13 protein-coding genes are annotated in these 17,241 nt (G+C 56.9%); 7 read left to right on the top strand and 6 right to left on the bottom strand.

Features of this window, described 5'->3' with window-relative positions:
- Positions 1-23 precede the first annotated feature (23 nt).
- Together NB063_RS02635 and NB063_RS02630 are read right to left on the bottom strand one after the other, a co-directional pair.
- Positions 24-1,331 carry a DUF1501 domain-containing protein gene (locus NB063_RS02635; RefSeq protein WP_250927179.1) on the bottom strand — a complete coding sequence of 436 codons (1,308 nt, stop codon included), beginning with the start codon at positions 1,329-1,331 and terminating at the stop codon, positions 24-26.
- Between the two features lie 20 nt (positions 1,332-1,351).
- On the bottom strand, positions 1,352-3,331 hold the full coding sequence (locus NB063_RS02630) for a DUF1553 domain-containing protein (RefSeq protein WP_250927178.1): 1,980 nt from the start codon (positions 3,329-3,331) through the stop codon (positions 1,352-1,354).
- Positions 3,332-3,551: 220 nt separating this feature from the next.
- On the opposite strand from NB063_RS02630, the gene NB063_RS02625 reads away from it, so the two are divergent.
- Positions 3,552-4,292 carry a class I SAM-dependent methyltransferase gene (locus NB063_RS02625; protein ID WP_250927177.1) on the top strand — a complete coding sequence of 247 codons (741 nt, stop codon included), beginning with the start codon at positions 3,552-3,554 and terminating at the stop codon, positions 4,290-4,292.
- Between the two features lie 207 nt (positions 4,293-4,499).
- Here the strand turns inward: NB063_RS02625 and NB063_RS02620 are convergent, their stop codons facing one another.
- Positions 4,500-5,081 carry a gamma carbonic anhydrase family protein gene (locus NB063_RS02620; RefSeq protein WP_250927176.1) on the bottom strand — a complete coding sequence of 194 codons (582 nt, stop codon included), beginning with the start codon at positions 5,079-5,081 and terminating at the stop codon, positions 4,500-4,502.
- A gap of 14 nt (positions 5,082-5,095) precedes the next feature.
- Here NB063_RS02620 and yidD point away from each other — a divergent pair, with 14 nt between their 5' ends.
- A complete protein-coding gene (gene yidD / locus NB063_RS02615; RefSeq protein ID WP_250927175.1) occupies positions 5,096-5,374 on the top strand; it encodes a membrane protein insertion efficiency factor YidD in 279 nt (92 codons plus the stop codon).
- 18 nt (positions 5,375-5,392) lie between these two features.
- On the opposite strand, the gene NB063_RS02610 is transcribed toward yidD, so the two are convergent.
- Entirely contained in the window at positions 5,393-5,935 is a 543-nt protein-coding gene (locus tag NB063_RS02610) for a DUF1697 domain-containing protein (protein ID WP_250927174.1), read from the bottom strand.
- A 136-nt stretch (positions 5,936-6,071) separates the two neighbouring features.
- On the opposite strand from NB063_RS02610, the gene NB063_RS02605 reads away from it, so the two are divergent.
- The gene (locus NB063_RS02605; RefSeq protein ID WP_250927173.1) at positions 6,072-6,401 is read left to right on the top strand and encodes a preprotein translocase subunit YajC; all 330 of its coding nucleotides are present in this window, start codon (positions 6,072-6,074) and stop codon (positions 6,399-6,401) included.
- Positions 6,402-6,434: 33 nt separating this feature from the next.
- On the opposite strand, the gene NB063_RS02600 is transcribed toward NB063_RS02605, so the two are convergent.
- Complete coding sequence (locus tag NB063_RS02600; RefSeq protein WP_250927172.1) at positions 6,435-8,339, bottom strand: alpha-L-fucosidase; 1,905 nt, start codon at positions 8,337-8,339, stop codon at positions 6,435-6,437.
- A gap of 421 nt (positions 8,340-8,760) precedes the next feature.
- Here NB063_RS02600 and NB063_RS02595 point away from each other — a divergent pair, with 421 nt between their 5' ends.
- The 4 genes from NB063_RS02595 to NB063_RS02580 all read left to right on the top strand — a co-directional run bounded on the left by NB063_RS02595 (position 8,761) and on the right by NB063_RS02580 (position 14,988).
- The gene (locus tag NB063_RS02595) at positions 8,761-10,032 is read left to right on the top strand and encodes a putative sensor domain DACNV-containing protein (RefSeq protein WP_250927171.1); all 1,272 of its coding nucleotides are present in this window, start codon (positions 8,761-8,763) and stop codon (positions 10,030-10,032) included.
- 344 nt (positions 10,033-10,376) lie between these two features.
- Positions 10,377-11,669: a rhomboid family intramembrane serine protease gene (locus tag NB063_RS02590; RefSeq protein WP_250927170.1), complete on the top strand. Its 1,293-nt coding sequence runs from the start codon at positions 10,377-10,379 to the stop codon at positions 11,667-11,669.
- Positions 11,670-12,210: 541 nt separating this feature from the next.
- A complete protein-coding gene (locus tag NB063_RS02585; RefSeq protein ID WP_250927169.1) occupies positions 12,211-12,912 on the top strand; it encodes a carbonic anhydrase in 702 nt (233 codons plus the stop codon).
- 60 nt (positions 12,913-12,972) lie between these two features.
- Positions 12,973-14,988 carry a SulP family inorganic anion transporter gene (locus NB063_RS02580; protein WP_250927168.1) on the top strand — a complete coding sequence of 672 codons (2,016 nt, stop codon included), beginning with the start codon at positions 12,973-12,975 and terminating at the stop codon, positions 14,986-14,988.
- A 291-nt stretch (positions 14,989-15,279) separates the two neighbouring features.
- On the opposite strand, the gene NB063_RS02575 is transcribed toward NB063_RS02580, so the two are convergent.
- Positions 15,280-17,040: a serine hydrolase domain-containing protein gene (locus NB063_RS02575; protein ID WP_250927167.1), complete on the bottom strand. Its 1,761-nt coding sequence runs from the start codon at positions 17,038-17,040 to the stop codon at positions 15,280-15,282.
- Positions 17,041-17,241 lie beyond the last annotated feature (201 nt).

The raw sequence follows: 17,241 nt of genomic DNA, 5'->3' as shown, positions 1-17,241 counted from the left end.
CGACGTCGCTAAAGGAATCTCGCTTACGAGTCCAGACACTCGCTCAACACGCGTCCTTCCGCACGGGCCATCGGTCGGCCGATCGGAGTGGAGTATTCGTGCGTTGGATCCAAACCGAGCGCCGCGTGAATGGTGGCATGAATATCCGCGATCTCTACCGGATCGCCGACGTGCCCTTCCGCCGTTTTCTTGTCCACCGCATCGGACGTCGCACCGTGGACATACCCTTTGCGAAACCGGCCGCCGGCGAGCATGATGCTGAATCCGTGCGGCCAGTGATCCCGTCCGCCTGCCGTGTTGATCCGCGGCGTCCGTCCAAACTCCCCGCCACAAACGACCAACGTCGAATCTAACAAACCGCGTTCTTCGAGCCGCGTCATCAACGCCGCCAAAGCGGGATCGAGCCTCGCGGCGGCGGTCGATTGAAGCGAATGATTATTGACGTGACTATCCCAACCACCGAGCGTCACTTCCACGCACCGCACACCGACTTCGATCAGCCGGGCCGCCGCCAAACAACCGCGTCCAAACTGATCGTCACCAAACGCGGCGAGCGATTCAGCCGGCTCTTGCGTCACATCGAACGCGGTCAATTGATCACTCGACATCATCCGCCGCGCCGCCTCGGTACTCTCCATGTGCAACGTCCGGTTGGTCTGCATGTCGATCAAACGACGCCGAGTGAATTGCGGTTCGAGCACCTCCGACAAATCCGCGAGCCGCCGCTGATAACGTTCATCATCAACGCGCGCCCTGACATCGGGAACCGACGAACGCGGATCCCCCGTCTTGAACGCATCGAACTTCGCACCGAGAAAACCACCGCGTGCGGGTGATCGACCCGGCAAGATCGAAATGTGACGCGGGATATCTGCCCCCGAATCATCGGCGTCACATAGCACGGCACCGATCGAAGGGTGGATTAACGTCGGATCGGGGCGATAACCGGTTTTGATGTTATACACCGCTCGCTCGTGATCCCCCTCTTTACCGACGACACTACGGATCAACGTCGCCAAATGCATCTGTTCGGCCGTCTGAGGAAGCGTGTCGGCGATCTGCAGCCCCTTCACGCTCGTTGCGATCGCTTGGGTGTCTCCGCCCGCGATCACGCCCGGATGCGGATCAAACGTCTCGAGTTGACTCGGACCTCCTTCGAGCCACAACAAAATCACGCTCATCGGAGGCTTGCCAGCGTCCTTCGCCTGTTCCGCCGCGACCGCCAACCGACGCGCCAAACCCGATAGCAACAGACCACCGCCTGCCCCAAGACACTGACGCCGCGAGAAATGCTCAAACGGATTGCAGATCGAATGGCTACTAAAATTCATGGCTTTGTCTTTCAGAGAAATCAATGGTTCCACGCAAATTCGCTGCTGTTGAGCAACACCCAAACGATATCGATGATCGCGTTCCTACGTCCGTTCCCCTCTTCGATCCGCTTGACAAAGTGGTCGCTTTCTGCAGGAGATGGATAGCGATTGAGAGTCGCCAGATACAACGACTCAACAACCTTGGCGTTATCGGCGGCAAACATTCCGACGTGTGACGACGTGTTTAAGATCGGATTCCATTTCGATACCTCGCTCGTCAATTTACCGTTCAGCATCGTCAAACGCTGGGTAATCGTCGCAGTGTCATTGTCAAACTCGTCTTCGCCGAGATCGCCGTAACGACGCAAGAAATCTTTGCCTTCTTGAAACTGTTGAAACTGCAAAAACAACGAAGTCTCTCGGTCGAGCGTTTTGACACGTCCCGACTGAATCGCAGCTCCCGCGACCTGTTCGGCACGCAGCCGCACGATCGGGAAGACCGCCATCGATCGTTCATGCCGCGCGGTTATCTCGAACGCATCGTCACCGTCGGGTGATTGACTGTCGACACGAAAGGCGGGTGTGTCGGTAATCATCCGGATCAGATGCCGGATGTCATATCCAGACTCGATGAACTCACGCGATAACTTCAAGATCAGCGGGCTCGGGTCTTCGTTGAGCGGTAAATCGTCCACTGCACCCGAGGGCGGGCATCCGAACATCAACGTCCAAACCCGCGTGACAAACGCACGCGAAAACTGCACGTTGTTCGGGTGAGTGATCCACCGAGCCAACCGCTCACGTTGGTCCTCGCGGGATGCCCGCTTGTTGTCGTTCGCGACCTGAGCTTCGCTGCCCAGCGGCTCGTTTGATTCGCCCGTTTGATCTTCTGCATCGTTCCTCGCCGCGATCAAGGTGACCGCGTCGCTCGACCCCGACGGGCCATTTTCGCCGGCATCTGATTTGACCGGTTTGTCTTTCGCGGGCCGTTCCAGCAACTCTCTCATGAACGGAACATTTGGTGCAACGTCTTGTTCTTCGGTTTCGTTGAGATACTGGTATTGATAGTACGCATTGCGGCTTTGCAGCCCCCGCAGCCCTTTGTTCTTTGCCGCGGTAAAGAACGCGGCCAGGGAATGGAAATCTTGCTGGGTTCCTTCTCGGAAATCACCATCGCCACCCATCCACTCAGGATTCCCCATCGAGACGTTCCCGAGGAAATCATCGTGACATTGCAAACAATCGATGCGAATGCCTAAGAACGCTCGGCAAGTTCTCGCGGCCATCCGGATCGGATCCGGTTGCCCGTTTCCACTGTCAAACGTCACCGTATAGAAATTGACCTCGGGGCGATCCGTCCATAATCCGTTGGCGGTGATCAGCCGACGGACCAAAACGTCGTACGGTGTTTGCGCGGCAAACTGTTCCGACAACCATGTTCGAAATCGCCGACGTCGATAGACGAGAAACGGCCCATTGTCGGCACCAACGTAAAATCGCGTGAATCGCTCGCCCCAATAATCATGAAACCGCGGATCGACCAACAACGCTTCGCGATGACTCACGATTCGTTCGTTCTCCGGCAACGATTCGAGATTGCGAATCTCTTCGAGCGACAGCCCCGATCCGACCATGGCGAGCGACAACCGACGACACACCGTCAACCAATTCGCCGCCGGCGCGACCGCCAAACCCGACGCCTCAATCTGTTCCTCCCACAATCGGCTAAGTTCCGCTTGGATTGCCATCCGCTCGGGATCTTTCGTCAATGCTGCGTACGAAACTGGTGCAGCCACTGAGGTCTCGTCAGTTGACGTCGGATCGACATCAGTGTCGCTTGGCGGAAGCGAACTCATCCCGGATGTCAAGAATGCGAATGTGCTGAGCAAACAAAACGCGACTAAACCGAACCGACCGATCGAGGTGAATCGCGATCGCAGCTTCGATGGATTCGGTGCCGTTGGAGTTTGGGATGTTTGAGTCACAGACGACGCGGGGTTCCCAGTTGATTCATTCATCGAGTCATGCCATCGTTCGCAGTCAGAGTGAGTCGGTGATCGTGCGGATCCGGTCCGAGGGGTTCAAATCGAACACGGTGCCCGGTGCGGAATGCGGGGACGCTGCCTGTGATTCGTTCGCCGATCGTGTATCTTGCCTGAAATCCACATTATCCAAACAAAAATCTTGCGATCGTACGCCAGTCCGGCCGTGTTCCCGTTCGACCCCCAGTGAGCCGACGTGAGTTCTTCCCCACAAACCGATTTTTTTTACGACGCCTATAACCGTGATGATATCGCATACGGGCTCGAGCCGTCGGCGGCGCTGGCCGCGTATCTTTCGCAGGTCGACGTCGCCCCCTCTGGCGGACTCCGAGCAATCGATCTCGGCGCCGGGGCCGGACGTGATTCGCTGGCCCTCGCCTCAGCGGGATATCATGTCGAATCGGTCGACTTGAGCGAACGAGGGCTCGCCCGGATCGCGGAACGCGCTGCCCAACGAAACCTCGCCGATCGCGTCCGAACACGTTTGGAAGACGTCCGAAAAATTGACTTCCCGCGTGATTACTACGACGCCGTAATCGCCACCACCGTGCTCGATCACGTCCCCGCCTCAGATGCGGAAACGGTTTGGCAACGGATGTGCGATAGCCTTAGCTCGACTGGGTTTTTGTACGTCCAAGTCCACACCACCGAGGATCCTGGCAGCGGTCTGCCGCCCGGCAACACGAGCACCTCGCCGGTTAGCGAAACGGCGGGTGCGGTCATCAATTACTTTCGCCCCAATCAGCTCGCGGCGATGGCGATCGACGTAAAGTCCAAACTGCGGATTCTTCGATATGAAGAACGCCTCGAATGGGACTACACCCACGGCCCGGAACACCAACACGGCAAAGCGGTCTTGTTGGCCGTGCGGTCGGGATACCATCCACCGTGGTACGGCCAACCCGCCGCCTTCCCACGAGCCGAGCCAACCAAGTAACCCATACGCTTCATGACTTCACCCTCCCGCGTGCGGGAGGGTCGGACGCGAAAGCGGCCGGGGAGGGCTCTTGCTAGGTCTTCACGCCCAACTCTCACGAAGGCAAACCAAAAGCCAGCGGTTTTGCTTCCAATAGCGCCGCATCAAACACAATCTCGTTGGCCATACACGGAGCTTCCAAACATCCGTGCCACCACGACTGAACCGCTACTTGGCGTCGTACTTGGCCTTGTATTTGGCCGCCATGCGAACGTAGTGCTGAGTGTTATCTCGACACCGTTTCGCTAGCGCTTCCGCCACCGGCTTGATCGGTTTCGCGGGACTTCCGACCGCCAACATGCCCGCCGGTATCTCACTCCCTTCGGTCACCAGTGCCCCCGCCGCCACAATCGCACCACGGCCGATCCGAGCTCCGTTGAGCACGATCGCACCGATCCCGATCAACGCTTCGTCCTCCACTGTCGCCCCGTGCACAACCGCGGAATGCCCGACTGTTACATCAGCCCCAAGAATACACGGCATGCCAGGATCGCCGTGCAACACACACTGATCTTGAACATTCGTCCGGGGACCGATTTCGATCCGTTCGGCGTCGCCCCGCATCACCGCGCCATACCAAATGCTCGCTTCGGCAGCGATTCTCACTTCGCCCACGACGACAGCCCCGGGTGCAATGAACACGGACGGGTCGACTAGCGAAACATCGGTTTCGGTACCGATCACGAGTTCGCGTTTTTCAGCCGTGTCAACATTTTGGGGCGGTCCGGGTTCTATTTCAGGTCGATTCATGAGACGATTGAGTGATGGACAGTGACGAAAAACCAGATGATACCAAACCGACCGCTTGGTCACCGCTGCAGTGGCCGCGTGCCGGCTTGGTTTTCCTACTCGTCACCCTGATCCGGGGCTATCAAATTTTCATCAGCCCGCTGCTCGGCCCCAATTGCCGGTTCACACCGACATGCAGTTCCTACGCAATCGGTGCGATTCAAAAGCACGGCCTCATCCGCGGCACGTGGGCCGCGATCAAACGAATCGCACGCTGCCATCCCTGGAACCCCGGTGGCTATGACCCACCGTAACTTCCATCTCGATCCTAATCACGCGGCTTCGATCATCGCACGAATCTTGTCGACCGTCGCGTAGTTCCGCGCCGTCGCGACCACGCCAAGTTTGCGTTCCGCCCGAGCTGCCAATTTCGACGTGCCAACACCATCCGGCGCGTGCAAATAAAACACTCGGTCAGTTAAGCAGAACGACTCAGTCGAAATCGCCAACTGCTCGATTCCATCCAGATCGGGTGTCTTGGGCTTTTCTGCCAAAAAGTAGAAGTGCAAACTCTTGGGTACCGCCACGGCCTCCAAAAACGGGTTCTTTTTCAGAGCCTCTAAAAACTCATCGGTGGTCAACAAAATCAGAGGGGACCGAAAGCCGAACGTTTCCTCGACCGCATCGATCACACGCTCAGTCAATTTCTCGCGGTTGCTCATCCGCGAACCGAACACCACGTTCCCGCTTTGAATGTAAGTGCGAACATGGGTGCACGCGAGCGACTCGAGCACCCGCGTCAACTCGGCCATCGGCATCAAATTCTTTCCGCCGACGTTCACGCCACGAAACAAAGCCACCCACATCGCCATCATCACCCTCCATCATTTCCTTAAGCAGTCCGCGGAAACCACGTACAGACAATTCCGCCTATACTCGACCTCAATTCCATTCAACACCCATACTTGATCAACCCGTCTGCAGCTGTAGCGCCCATCGATGTTGAATCGAATGAGAACCGACTTAAACGCACGCCGTCACCTCTCGGATGCGATTGCAAAGCGAATCGATCGCGTTCGAGCCGTGAAATGGTTTCTCGGACTAACTTTTCCCTACGTGTTCGTCGCCAGCCTCGTCCTGGGGTGGCGAAATAACGCAGTCCCCGAACCAAACGGACTGGAACTCACCATCCGATCCAGCTTACTCGCCGCCGGGTTCATCTCCGTGTTCGCGATCTTCTACTTCGTCATCATCCGCCCCGTGATATTGGCCTTCAACGATGAAATCGACACCACCGGCGCAAACGATTCCGGCAATCCTCGGCTTCCCGAACAGCATTAACACGATTCCTCAATGGACGCTGGGCTCGCCATTTCACTCGACCGGCGACAATGTCAACTTCGTCACATTCATGGGGTGCCAGTCTTTCTTGACGCCGACCATTTGCAACGTTTGCTTGCCCATCGGCAGCTCAAGTGTACCAAGTCGCACTGTCTTGAAGTTGCCGTAGTCACCCGTTGCCGGAGCTTTTGCTGTCAGCGTTTCGGTTCCAACCGTGATGACCACTTCCCCGCTCTTCTCAGAGGCAACCTCTGCGGACACGGTAAATTCCCCAGGTTTGCTGACCTCAATGTGCCACTCGAGTTTGTCAGCCGGGTTCAGCCAATAGCCAACATTTTTGACGTGGTACTTCCCCTCGATCTTTAATTCACCGTGCAACACCGCCTGCGTCGCCGTTAAGACAAAAGTCCCATCGCGTTTCTGCACCACCGAAGGCACCGGAGGCTCAACAATCTGCGGCGTGCCTTTAATGTCGAGTACAACAACTGTTGTGATTTTGTCAGGCGTTTTTGCGGGAAGGCTGATGGTGACTTGCCCCTCTTCGCTGGTGACGGGCAATGTTTTATTGCTCGCCAACATCACCGCATTGATTGCCTTGTTCGCCAATCCAGGCACCACGAGTTTGCCGTTTTCGGGCCAATCAAACACGTGCAGATACAGACGCGTCGTATCGCCTTCAAGTTGCTTTTGCGTGCAACGTCCCCACTCGAGCTTTTCAAACGGACTCGCTTGCGTCGCATAGATCGCTTCACCGTTGGTCCTCATCCAATCACCGATCGCCTGTAGCGAGCCGATGCTCTCTTTCGGAACGCTGCCATCGCCTTTGGGCCCAATGTTGAGAAGATAGTTGCCTCCCTTGCTGGCAATGTCGACCAGGTTTCGAATCAGCATTTCGTCAGACTTCCACGCGTGGTCATGCTCGCTGTACCCCCATGTCGTGTTGAGGGTCATGCAAGTTTCCCAGTCCACCCCGGGCATTCCGGTGGCAGGAATGTGCTGCTCGGGTGTGATGAAGTCACCGTACTTGGTATCGAGCTGCGGAGTGAAACCGGCCGTTCCCATGCCAGCCCATCCGGCTTCTCGGATTCGAAACAGCCGATTGTTCATGACGACGTTTGGTTGTTTCGAACGGACAAGATCGATCAGCTCGCTCGAACGCCACGCTTGATCACCTTGAAAATCGATCGAACTGTAATCCCACCAAAGCACATCGACGGGCCCGTAGTTGGACAGGAGTTCGTCGACTTGGCGATGAAGATAGTCTTGATACTTCGTGTGATCACGCGATCCGTTCGGGTAGGGTTTGCCCTTGAGCGGATGCGGAAGTTGTTTCGACAACGCGTACTCGTACTGGTCATGGTGCCAATCAATTACCGAGTGGTAAAAGCCCACCTTCAAACCCTCTGCGCGACACGCTTCAACGATTTCTTTGGCGAGGTCGCGTTGCAGAACGTGCCCGGCATTGAAATCACCGGCGTCCGAATCGAACAACCCAAAACCATCGTGGTGCTTGGTCGTGAAGACCAAATATTTGCATCCGGCGTCTTTTGCCAATCTCGCCCACTGGCGAGCAAAATCGGCCGTGGGTTTGAATTTGGGAATCGCCGCTTTGGCGTACGTGTCGGTATCCGCCTTCACGCGTTGCTGGATCCACTCCATGCCCCCACGTTTGGCCACCGGCTTGCCTTCCCAGGTGCCCGCCAACCCAGAATACAGCCCCCAGTGCACAAACATTCCGAAGCGAGCTTCACGCCACCACTGCATCCGAGCATCGTGTTCACTCGGAGATTCCCGGAATGCCATCGGAGCGGTCGTGTCGCCGGGCGATCCCGATGGATCCGCTTCCGGGCTCTGTCCGGAACATCTGCCAAGACTGCCCACTAAAATGAGTAGTACAAGAATCCTGGGAACGGTTTGACGTACGAAACGATGAATCATGGTGATCACATTCTTGGCGGGTTGAGATGTGGAGCCAAACATTTTACCTGACAAGCCCAAGCCCTGCATTGTCTCACGCGATTCGATTGACGTTCAACATTGACGCACCGCTCGAACCACTCGAACCTTTCCACGGCTAAGGAGCACAACCGGGCAAGGCGACCCGGCACCGCGCGAACATCATCAGCCGTAAAACTTGGCATGGCTCAAGTCGCCCCTTTTTGGCTGTACCAAGCGTCGCGATATGCGGAGCGTACGATGGCGGATACCGGCCGTGCTTCTCCATCGATATTCTGGTTGCTACTTTGCAGGGAGAAGGTGCGATGTTGCCTTCGCGGCAACCGATTGGGTTCAACGCGTGGTGTCTGGGATGACGCCCCCCAAGCAAATTCGCCGCAAAATCCAACCGATACCACCGCTCATGAATCAGATTTCGTCGTATCCGGCTGAGATGGCCAAAGTTCTCGCGAAACAATGGAGTTTGCGAGGATTTGCCGAGGAACTTCTCCCCGATCCGCCGGCGTTGACGACGCTCTTGGATGTCTCCTACCAAGCGAGTTTGTTGCGAGAGGAAGACGATCCCGTTCGTTGCCGGATCATTTACGCCACCCCGGCCGAACTCAGGTCGTGCTTGACCGATGAAACCCGCCCCCACACGTTAGGATTCGACGAATCGGTCCCGATGACGCCGCACAACCTGCGCAAGCTTTCCGGTGCGGCCGACTTTTATCGAGCCCTGTTGGCTGTCAATAAGGACGACGACGAAAAATTATCGATTTGGGGAATGGTGGTCACCGGCACAGAATGGGTTAACCGCGTCGAAGGCAGTCGCTTCGAAGGTGTACAGCTGCCACCCCATCTCGTTGTTCAGGCCGTACGGCCCGGACATCTCGTGGCCGCGTCAGGCTACTCCCGAGTGCTTGAAACGACCCAGGGACAACTGCTTACCGATGGCTTTGATCCTTTCCGCTCCTCCTGGATCGGAGAACGTTTTGCGGATGTGCGGGAATCGTTGCTAAAAAGCCTGCCCGAACCCAAACGCGATGTGCCAATGCCACAAATTTGTGACACGTTTGTCCAAGACGTCGCGCAAGGAGTCGTCCGCCGCGTGCTTCGGATCGTCCGCAGCCAGCGACACGGAGGCATGCTCGTCTTCCTTCCTCAGGGGTCCCACGACGACGGCACGGCCGATCGATGGCTGCGTTTTCGCGTCAAGTTCCAACCGGACGATTCGACGTTGGTCTATCACAACTTGATGCGACAACTCATGGCCCGCTCACTCGACGTCGCCAAGACGATGCAGCTCGCGTTGCTGACTTGGAATGACTACCAACAATTTCGAGACGCGGAGCTCAGGCGTATCGATGATCGCTTAATCGAGTTTGGTCATCTTCTCGCGAGCATGATGTGTGTCGATGGAGCTTTGGTGCTCGACCACAGTTTCCGATTGATCGGATTCGGTGGCGAGATTCTCGGCGACAAGCCGGTTCAAGAGATCCATCGAGCCCTCGACATCGAAGCGCATCGATCCACACTCGAGCGGGCCGATTCAGCGGGCACCCGACACCGATCCGCCTATCGACTCGTTGAGGGCCTCAATCGCGCCATCGCGGTGGTCGTTTCGCAGGATGGTGAAGCCAGATTCGTGGCTCATCAAAACGACAAACTCACCTACTGGCCCTACCTGCCCTAAGATTCTCCCGGAGTCACGTGTCTTATAGCTCGGTCTCTCGGAAAGTCGATTTAACTACTGCGCCGTTCCGCTCGTTCTTTTAGCGATAGGTCGCGAGCCCTACGGTTCGAGCAACTTAAGGTTTCAAATTACCTATCGCACGCGCAACCGGTCCGCTCTCGTTCGAAAAACCTCGAAACCGAACGCGTGAGGAATCATCTCGCGTCGCCTGGCAATCGAACTAGGCCATCCCAAACTCCTTTCAAGCTGGGGCGATTCTTCACTTGGATGTCGCGCCCCATGTTCGCGGAATTGACGCCTGGGTAGCTGGAAGTGGAAATCCTGATTCGATCCTGTGGCTACCAATGTTTCTACCCTACGGTACTGACGCGCCTGTCTACCATTATCCGGTGGCCACGATCGGTATCATCGCCACGAATACCGCGTTGTTTCTTCTCACCGGAATGGGTGACTGCGGCGGGTATGACTGGCTGATTCTAGAATTTGACCAAATCAATCCGCTCCAGTGGGTAACCAGTGCGTTCATGCACGGGTCCTGGTCCCACTTGATCGGGAACATGATCTTCTTATGGTGCTTCGGGCTCATCATCGAAGGCAAATTGGGCTGGCATAAATTTGGTTTGCTCTATTTGGGTCTCGCCCTCGCGGACGGAGCGATCGGGCAAATCCCGATGTACTTGTTCACCGATGGCGCGGGCGGCGCGCTCGGTGCCTCCGGTGTTATCTTCGCGTTGCTCGCCGTGGCGGTGATCTGGGCTCCCGAAAATGACATTCACTTCTTCTATGTCTGGAATTGGCTGTTCCATGGCACGATCGATGTCCCAATCAGTGTCGTGGCGTTCTTCTACTTTGCGGTCGAATTTCTGCAAGTGACGTGGACAGGGTTCAGCATGTCCACGCCCATGCTTCACCTGCTAGGGATGTCGGTCGGGATCCCCTTTGCGATCTTCATGCTCAAACATGGTTTAGTCGACTGCGAAGGCTGGGATCTCTTCTCACGATTAGGGATCGGCCCACTCAGCACCAAGGACGACGCTTTGCCTCGTGGTTCCAAAGGGTTGCCCCTTTTCCAAACCGCTCCGTATCGGGCGGTCGATCAACTTCGTCTTGGAGGCATCCTGCCACCGTCGACTGCGGCGGCTCGAAACCAGCGGTACAAAGAGGGCGGTAGTGGTTTGCCGCTTGGTCGTCAGACCAACGGGGAATCGACTCGACCCAAACGCAATGCGTGTGCGAGCGCGTTCGAGTCTTTTGCCCGAGCCATTCGTGCCAATCGCATCGAGCAGGCAGTCACTTGCTTTGACCGCCTTCGCGAAAACTCTTGCGTCGCTGCTGTTCCTGATTCAACCCTTGTTGCGTATATCAACTTACTTTCCAAAACAGATCGACATACTGAACGACTTCTACCGCTTCGGTTTCTCGCATCGCGGTCATCGAAGTACGCGAACAACGCGCGCCTGCAAATCGCGGTCATCGAGCTGCGGCACAATTGTGACCCGCAATCAGCGATCAAGATTTTGGAGAACATGAGGTTGCCGTTAACGGAGAAACTGGCAAGCGTGAGGAAGAGACTCCTTCGAGAAGCGAATGCCCGTCTTCGCGAACGACAGCAGGGCGAAACGGAACCGACTCGGTAGCGGCGTGAGCAGCAATCCTTGCCGCCGTGTTTTTTTTCTACAGCCATAATTACCAGACGGTGTACCGCTTTCTGGCGAACGCAGCGCCGTAGTGGGAAAATATTTGGACAGTGCCCCGTTCGAGAAGTCGTATTGGAGTTTTCGCCTCCCACGTAGCGGAGCCTCTCCGAGGCTTCGAAAGCGAACAACGCAGGCAATTCTCGGTCTCGGGGGACGTCGATTGTATTACTGAAGGATTTCAAACGTAGCGGAACGGCGCGAGCCGTCCGGTGACTCGGGACCGGACGGCTCGCGCCGTTCCGCTAAAAAAGGCACGAAAACAATCAACGTCCCGAGAGACCGAGCTACGTGGAAAACGACGCTGTGCACAAATGCCCCCTTTGCGAAATGAACACGGCTATCTTCATCTTTCAGCGCGGACGGAGTTGGCAACCCCCGCTTGTCTTACAATCCCTTAAGATACTGGTTAAGGCTGCCGCCACTTAACTTTCGGTGGTAGCGGCAAGTTCGGGTGTGAAGCCTGGGCCGCGCTGCAACCACGATGACCGCTTCTCCCTTCTTCCAAGAACTCAGCTCCATGCAAAAACTCGTCGATGGCATCCACGCCTTTCAGGAAAACTACTTCGATTCCCACAAGGTTCTTTTTGAACGACTGGCCCAGGGGCAGCAACCGCTGGCATTGTTCATTACCTGTTCCGACTCACGCATCGACCCCAGCCTGCTGACCCAGACGCAACCTGGTGAGCTCTTCATCATGCGCAACGCGGGCAACATCGTGCCTCCCTACGGTGCCGCCCTGGGTGGAGAAGCGGCCACGATCGAATTCGCCGTAGCTGCGTTGAAAGTGAAAGACGTGATCGTCTGCGGTCACTCCCATTGCGGAGCGATGAACGGATTGCTGCACCCAGAAATGGTCACCGAGTTACCAGCAGTCAGTTCCTGGTTAACGCATGCCGAAGCCACGTCACGGATCATGAAGGAGAACTACAAGCACATCACGGACGAAGCTCCCCGTCTAACCGCGACGGTCGAAGAGAACGTGCTCGTGCAACTCGAGAATTTGCGGACGCATCCCTCGGTGGCCGCGGCTCTGGCACGCGGCGAACTCAAGCTACACGGCTGGGTTTACAAATTCGAAACCGGACAGGTGTTCGGTTACAACGCCGCGAAGGGACAGTATTTGCCTGTGGAACAGGCCACCGCTGACGCGAGGGATGTCTCCGCCAGGTTGCCATCGATCTAAACCCGACGCATATCCTGATTGCCCCAGACGCGACCATTCAAGATCGCAAAGTGACGCAAGATGATTAGCCAACAAGAAACGGATCAGTTGAACGAGCTCGGCTCGAACATCAAGCACGATTTCCTGGCCTCCATCGTCGTGTTTCTGGTCGCGTTGCCATTGTGCATGGGCATCGCGATCGCCTCGGGAGTCCCGGTGGCGGCGGGCCTGATTAGCGGCATCGTCGGCGGCTTGGTTGTCGGCACGCTGGCCGGCTGTCCGTTGCAAGTCAGTGGGCCAGCAGCTGGACTGACGGTGATTGTCTACGAGGTGGTCCAGCGATTCGGCTTGGAGATGCTGGGCACGATCGTCTTGATTGCGGGACTGCTCCAAGCCGTCGCCGGCATTCTGAAACTCGGCCAATGGTTTCGCGCCGTGTCACCCGCCGTCATCAAAGGAATGCTGGCCGGAATCGGCGTTCTAATCTTCGCGAGTCAGTTTCATGTGATGGTGGACGACAAGCCGAAAGGCAGTGGACTCCAGAACCTGATAACGATCCCCCAAGCGATCTGGAAGGGATTGGCGATCCCCGAACTCAATGGTCGTGAAGATCGGATATTCCGCACTGAAATGTTGCGTACCGTTGGTGACCTCCGCCGTCGCCAAGTGAACCTGCACGAACAAGTGGCCGAACGTGTGCCTCATCCATTCGACGCGCGAGAACGCGAATCCTCAGATTCCTTTGGCGAACTCGCGTCGCTCGAATTGGCAGACCTTGCCTCCGAGCAAGCACAAATCACTCAGGATCTCATTGCAGTCAATCAACGATTGCAGGAGTGCGAAAAGGATTCCGTTCCGAGTGCAAAATCGACCAAGATCAATGAGGCCGCCGCCTTGGCGATTCGCCAAAGCGGTGCCGCCGCCATCGCATTGCAGCAAAACAACATCGCTGAGATTTTGCCGCTACAGGCCGAAGCGACGACGTCGCTTGAACTTCTGATCAGCCATCAAAAGAACCACCACTTGGCAGCCTACCTTGGCATCCTAACGATCGCGGTCATCCTGCTTTGGCAGGGTTTCGCGCCGAAGCCCCTGAAAGTCGTGCCGGCACCGTTGATCGCCGTGGTATTGGCGACCTTGATCGCGGCCCTGCTTGCCGTGCCAGTGCTGTACGTCGAAATCCCCAACAACCTGTGGAGCGAAGTTCGATTCCCGAGTCTCTCCGTGCTGAACGGCGCACCCTGGGTGGCCGTGTTTCAGGCCGGACTGATGATCGCGGTTGTTGCCAGTGCCGAAACACTCTTGTGTGCGACCGCGGTTGATCAAATGCATCAAGGTCGTCGTACTCGATACGACCGCGAGTTGTTTGCACAGGGCGTTGGGAATGTTGTTTGCGGTTTCTTAGGTGCGCTCCCGCTGACCGGAGTGATTGTTCGCAGTTCGGCCAACGTTCAAGCGGGTGCACGCACTCGCGTGTCCGCGATCCTACACGGACTCTGGCTACTGATTTTCGTCGCCGGCTTGGCCTTTGTGTTGCGTTTGATCCCGACGGCAAGCTTAGCGGCGATTCTGGTGTATACCGGCTACAAGCTGGTCAACCCCAAGTCCATTCGCGACCTCGGCAAGTACGGACGTGGGGAAGTCGCCATTTACGCCGCCACCGTCAGCACCATCGTCATTACCGATCTGTTGACCGGCGTGCTCGTGGGCATCGGACTCGCCGCTGCCAAACTCCTGTATACGTTCTCTCACCTGGCCACCGAGCTAGCGCACGAACCGGGCTCACGTAAGGTGACTCTCTCACTGCAGGGTGCCGCCACTTTCGTTCGACTTCCCGTGCTGGCACGCGAATTAGAGAAGGTTCCAGCTCGTGCTGAACTTCATATCGAATTTTCGGAGCTTGATTACATCGATCACGCCTGTCTGGATTTGTTGATGAACTGGGCAAAGCAACACGAGTCAACAGGCGGCAAGCTCGTCCTCGACTGGGAGTCGTTGCATGCCCGCTTCAATCCCGTCAAAGCAAAGAATGGTGGATCGGCATCCGAATCGGTTGTCCGTCCCGACGAATCAGTCAACGAGTCCACGGCTCCGTAGGACAGGAAACAAAAACCCAGCCGTGCGTCGGATTCGTGTGAGCGTGGCCGAGGGGATGTCAGAACCGGAAGACGGGATACAGCCGGGGGTCACGGGGGGACAGTGATTGTTTAGGTGCTTTCTTTAGCGGCACGGCGCAAGCCGTCCGGTCCCGCGTCACCGGACGGCTCGCGCCGTTCCGCTACATTGGAAATTCCGCTGTACTTAAATCAATGTCCCGAGAGACCGAGCTCGTAAATAGAACCGTTGTCCGACAAAAACCTTTCACGAACCACCAATCCGTTCGCCTCGCTACTCGACCGCAACCGCGGCGACGGTTTGGAAAAATTTTGACGACCACTCCGCACTCCGCGGACCGCTATTCTTGCGCACCTGAACGATGATCAGCTGCTGATCTGGATCGACGAAGAAGATGCAACCCGAAAAGGATCCGTGTCCCAAGGAGTGCCGTCCAAACAGCAGGTCTTCGTCGCGTTTGGAGGCCGGCGGTGCTCCAGGCTTGAGGTGCCGTTGCCAGTGAATACCAATCCCCTCCTCAACCGTGTTTCCTTGGTCGGCCAGAGCCAACGGTTGCGGCAAAAGCTGCTCAAACGTTTCCGGGCGAATGAACTCACGCGTCCCATAACTACCGCGATTGGCCATCCACTGGGCCAAGACGCCCAGCTCCCACGCCGTGAACTCACCGTCGGAGCTTGCGTTTCCCATCCGAACGTCACCGAACTCAAGCGGTTGGAAAAGATGCTCGTCGTAGAGTCTAACGGCGCTTTTGCCGGCGACGATTTCCATCGCTTTCGCGACCAACTCAAAACCCAACCCGCAGTAGGCATACCCGACACCCGGCTCATTCACGTCGATCCCGTTGAGCACAACGTTCTCCAGATGCGGCGTGTGCATGTCGCCCAATTCGCCGTGTCCTGACAATCCGCTGGTGTGGGTGAAACATTGCCGGAACGTGGGGACGTGCGGGTTGTCGTTGGTGTAATCTGGAAACGCCATGGCCAGCGAATCATCCAGGTCGATCAGTCCTTGGTCGAGAAACTGGCTAAACAAGATCGCGGTGACCGTCTTGGTAATCGAGGCGACCCAGCAGCGGTAGTCACGGTCGATCGGCTGGCCGCTGACGTCCTCGCCAAAAGCTTCGTGAGTGATGATCACACCGCGGCGGGCGACAAGCGTCACAAACGGCTCACCGCTGTCTTCGGCCCATTCGCGGCAAACAGCATCAATTCTGTCTTTGGCGTCGGCAGCCACACCGGCTTGGGAGGGCGAACCGTCCCCGAGCATCGTTGCGGGCTCGTTACGGTGTCGGGGCGGACGCAGTCGACGTGTCTCTCCCTGCAATTCCTGCAGTTTCAGCTTTAACGCGAGATGACAGTCGTCGTTTTGTACCGTCGTCGATTCGATGTATCGCGCCGGGCGTCCCAGCGGTTCGGACTCGGTCAGCCCGGCTACCAGGATGGCTCCTTGTTCGCTGCCGAGTACCGCCCGCACAAGGATTTTGTTTGCCAAGTGAACGATTTCGGACTCATGCTCGTGCAGCACCGCCGGCGCATCCGGGCCAGGGAAGTTGGGAAACGCGACAGTCAGGTCCGCCGCGAAGGCCCCAAGAAGCTGCGTGGGCAACCCGTAAAACGTGAGGGATCGACGCAGCGGTGTGCCATTGGGGGCAGTCCCTTCGATCCAGGCGAGCCAGCGACCGGACGCATTCGGCTCGGGCGATTCATTCAATTCCTTGTCGAACCAGCGGACGCGCAACGATTCGCTGCACCCAAGCCGTCGCACGGTTTCCACGTCTCGCCACACGATTCGGGGCGTCTCACCAGGCTTGAACATCCAGGTGCCAGACTTGGCCAGCATCAGCTCCTGCGTTTGGAATTCGCGTCGCTCGTTCCGTTTGGCTTCAGTCGCGTCCTCAACGGTCACGGGCTGGGTGGAGCCCACACCATTTGCCCCGTCCTGATTCTGCCCAACAGACTGATCCGCCAGCATGCTGGCAAGGCTTACGATCAGCAACACGCGGCCGAACCGCGCGAGAGTTGCAAACGCCTTCATTGAAGTACTCTTTCGCCAGAATTGGCTTATCAAGACATTCGGAATTTTCGCGGTCACCCACAGCGACCGACACCGTGCCAACCAAACATTATCCTGTCTCATGGTCGCACAGAAGGCTAGTCTTTTATCAGTAGTGTAAACGAGTATGGAACTGGATGGCTCGCAACGTTCCGAAACGCCTTCTCAGCAGGTACATAGAAG

This window comes from Aporhodopirellula aestuarii, assembly GCF_023701485.1.
In the GTDB taxonomy this organism is placed as follows: domain Bacteria; phylum Planctomycetota; class Planctomycetia; order Pirellulales; family Pirellulaceae; genus Rhodopirellula; species Rhodopirellula aestuarii.
Note: the sequence above shows the minus strand (reverse complement) of the source record. Positions and strands in the feature narration are given on the sequence as shown.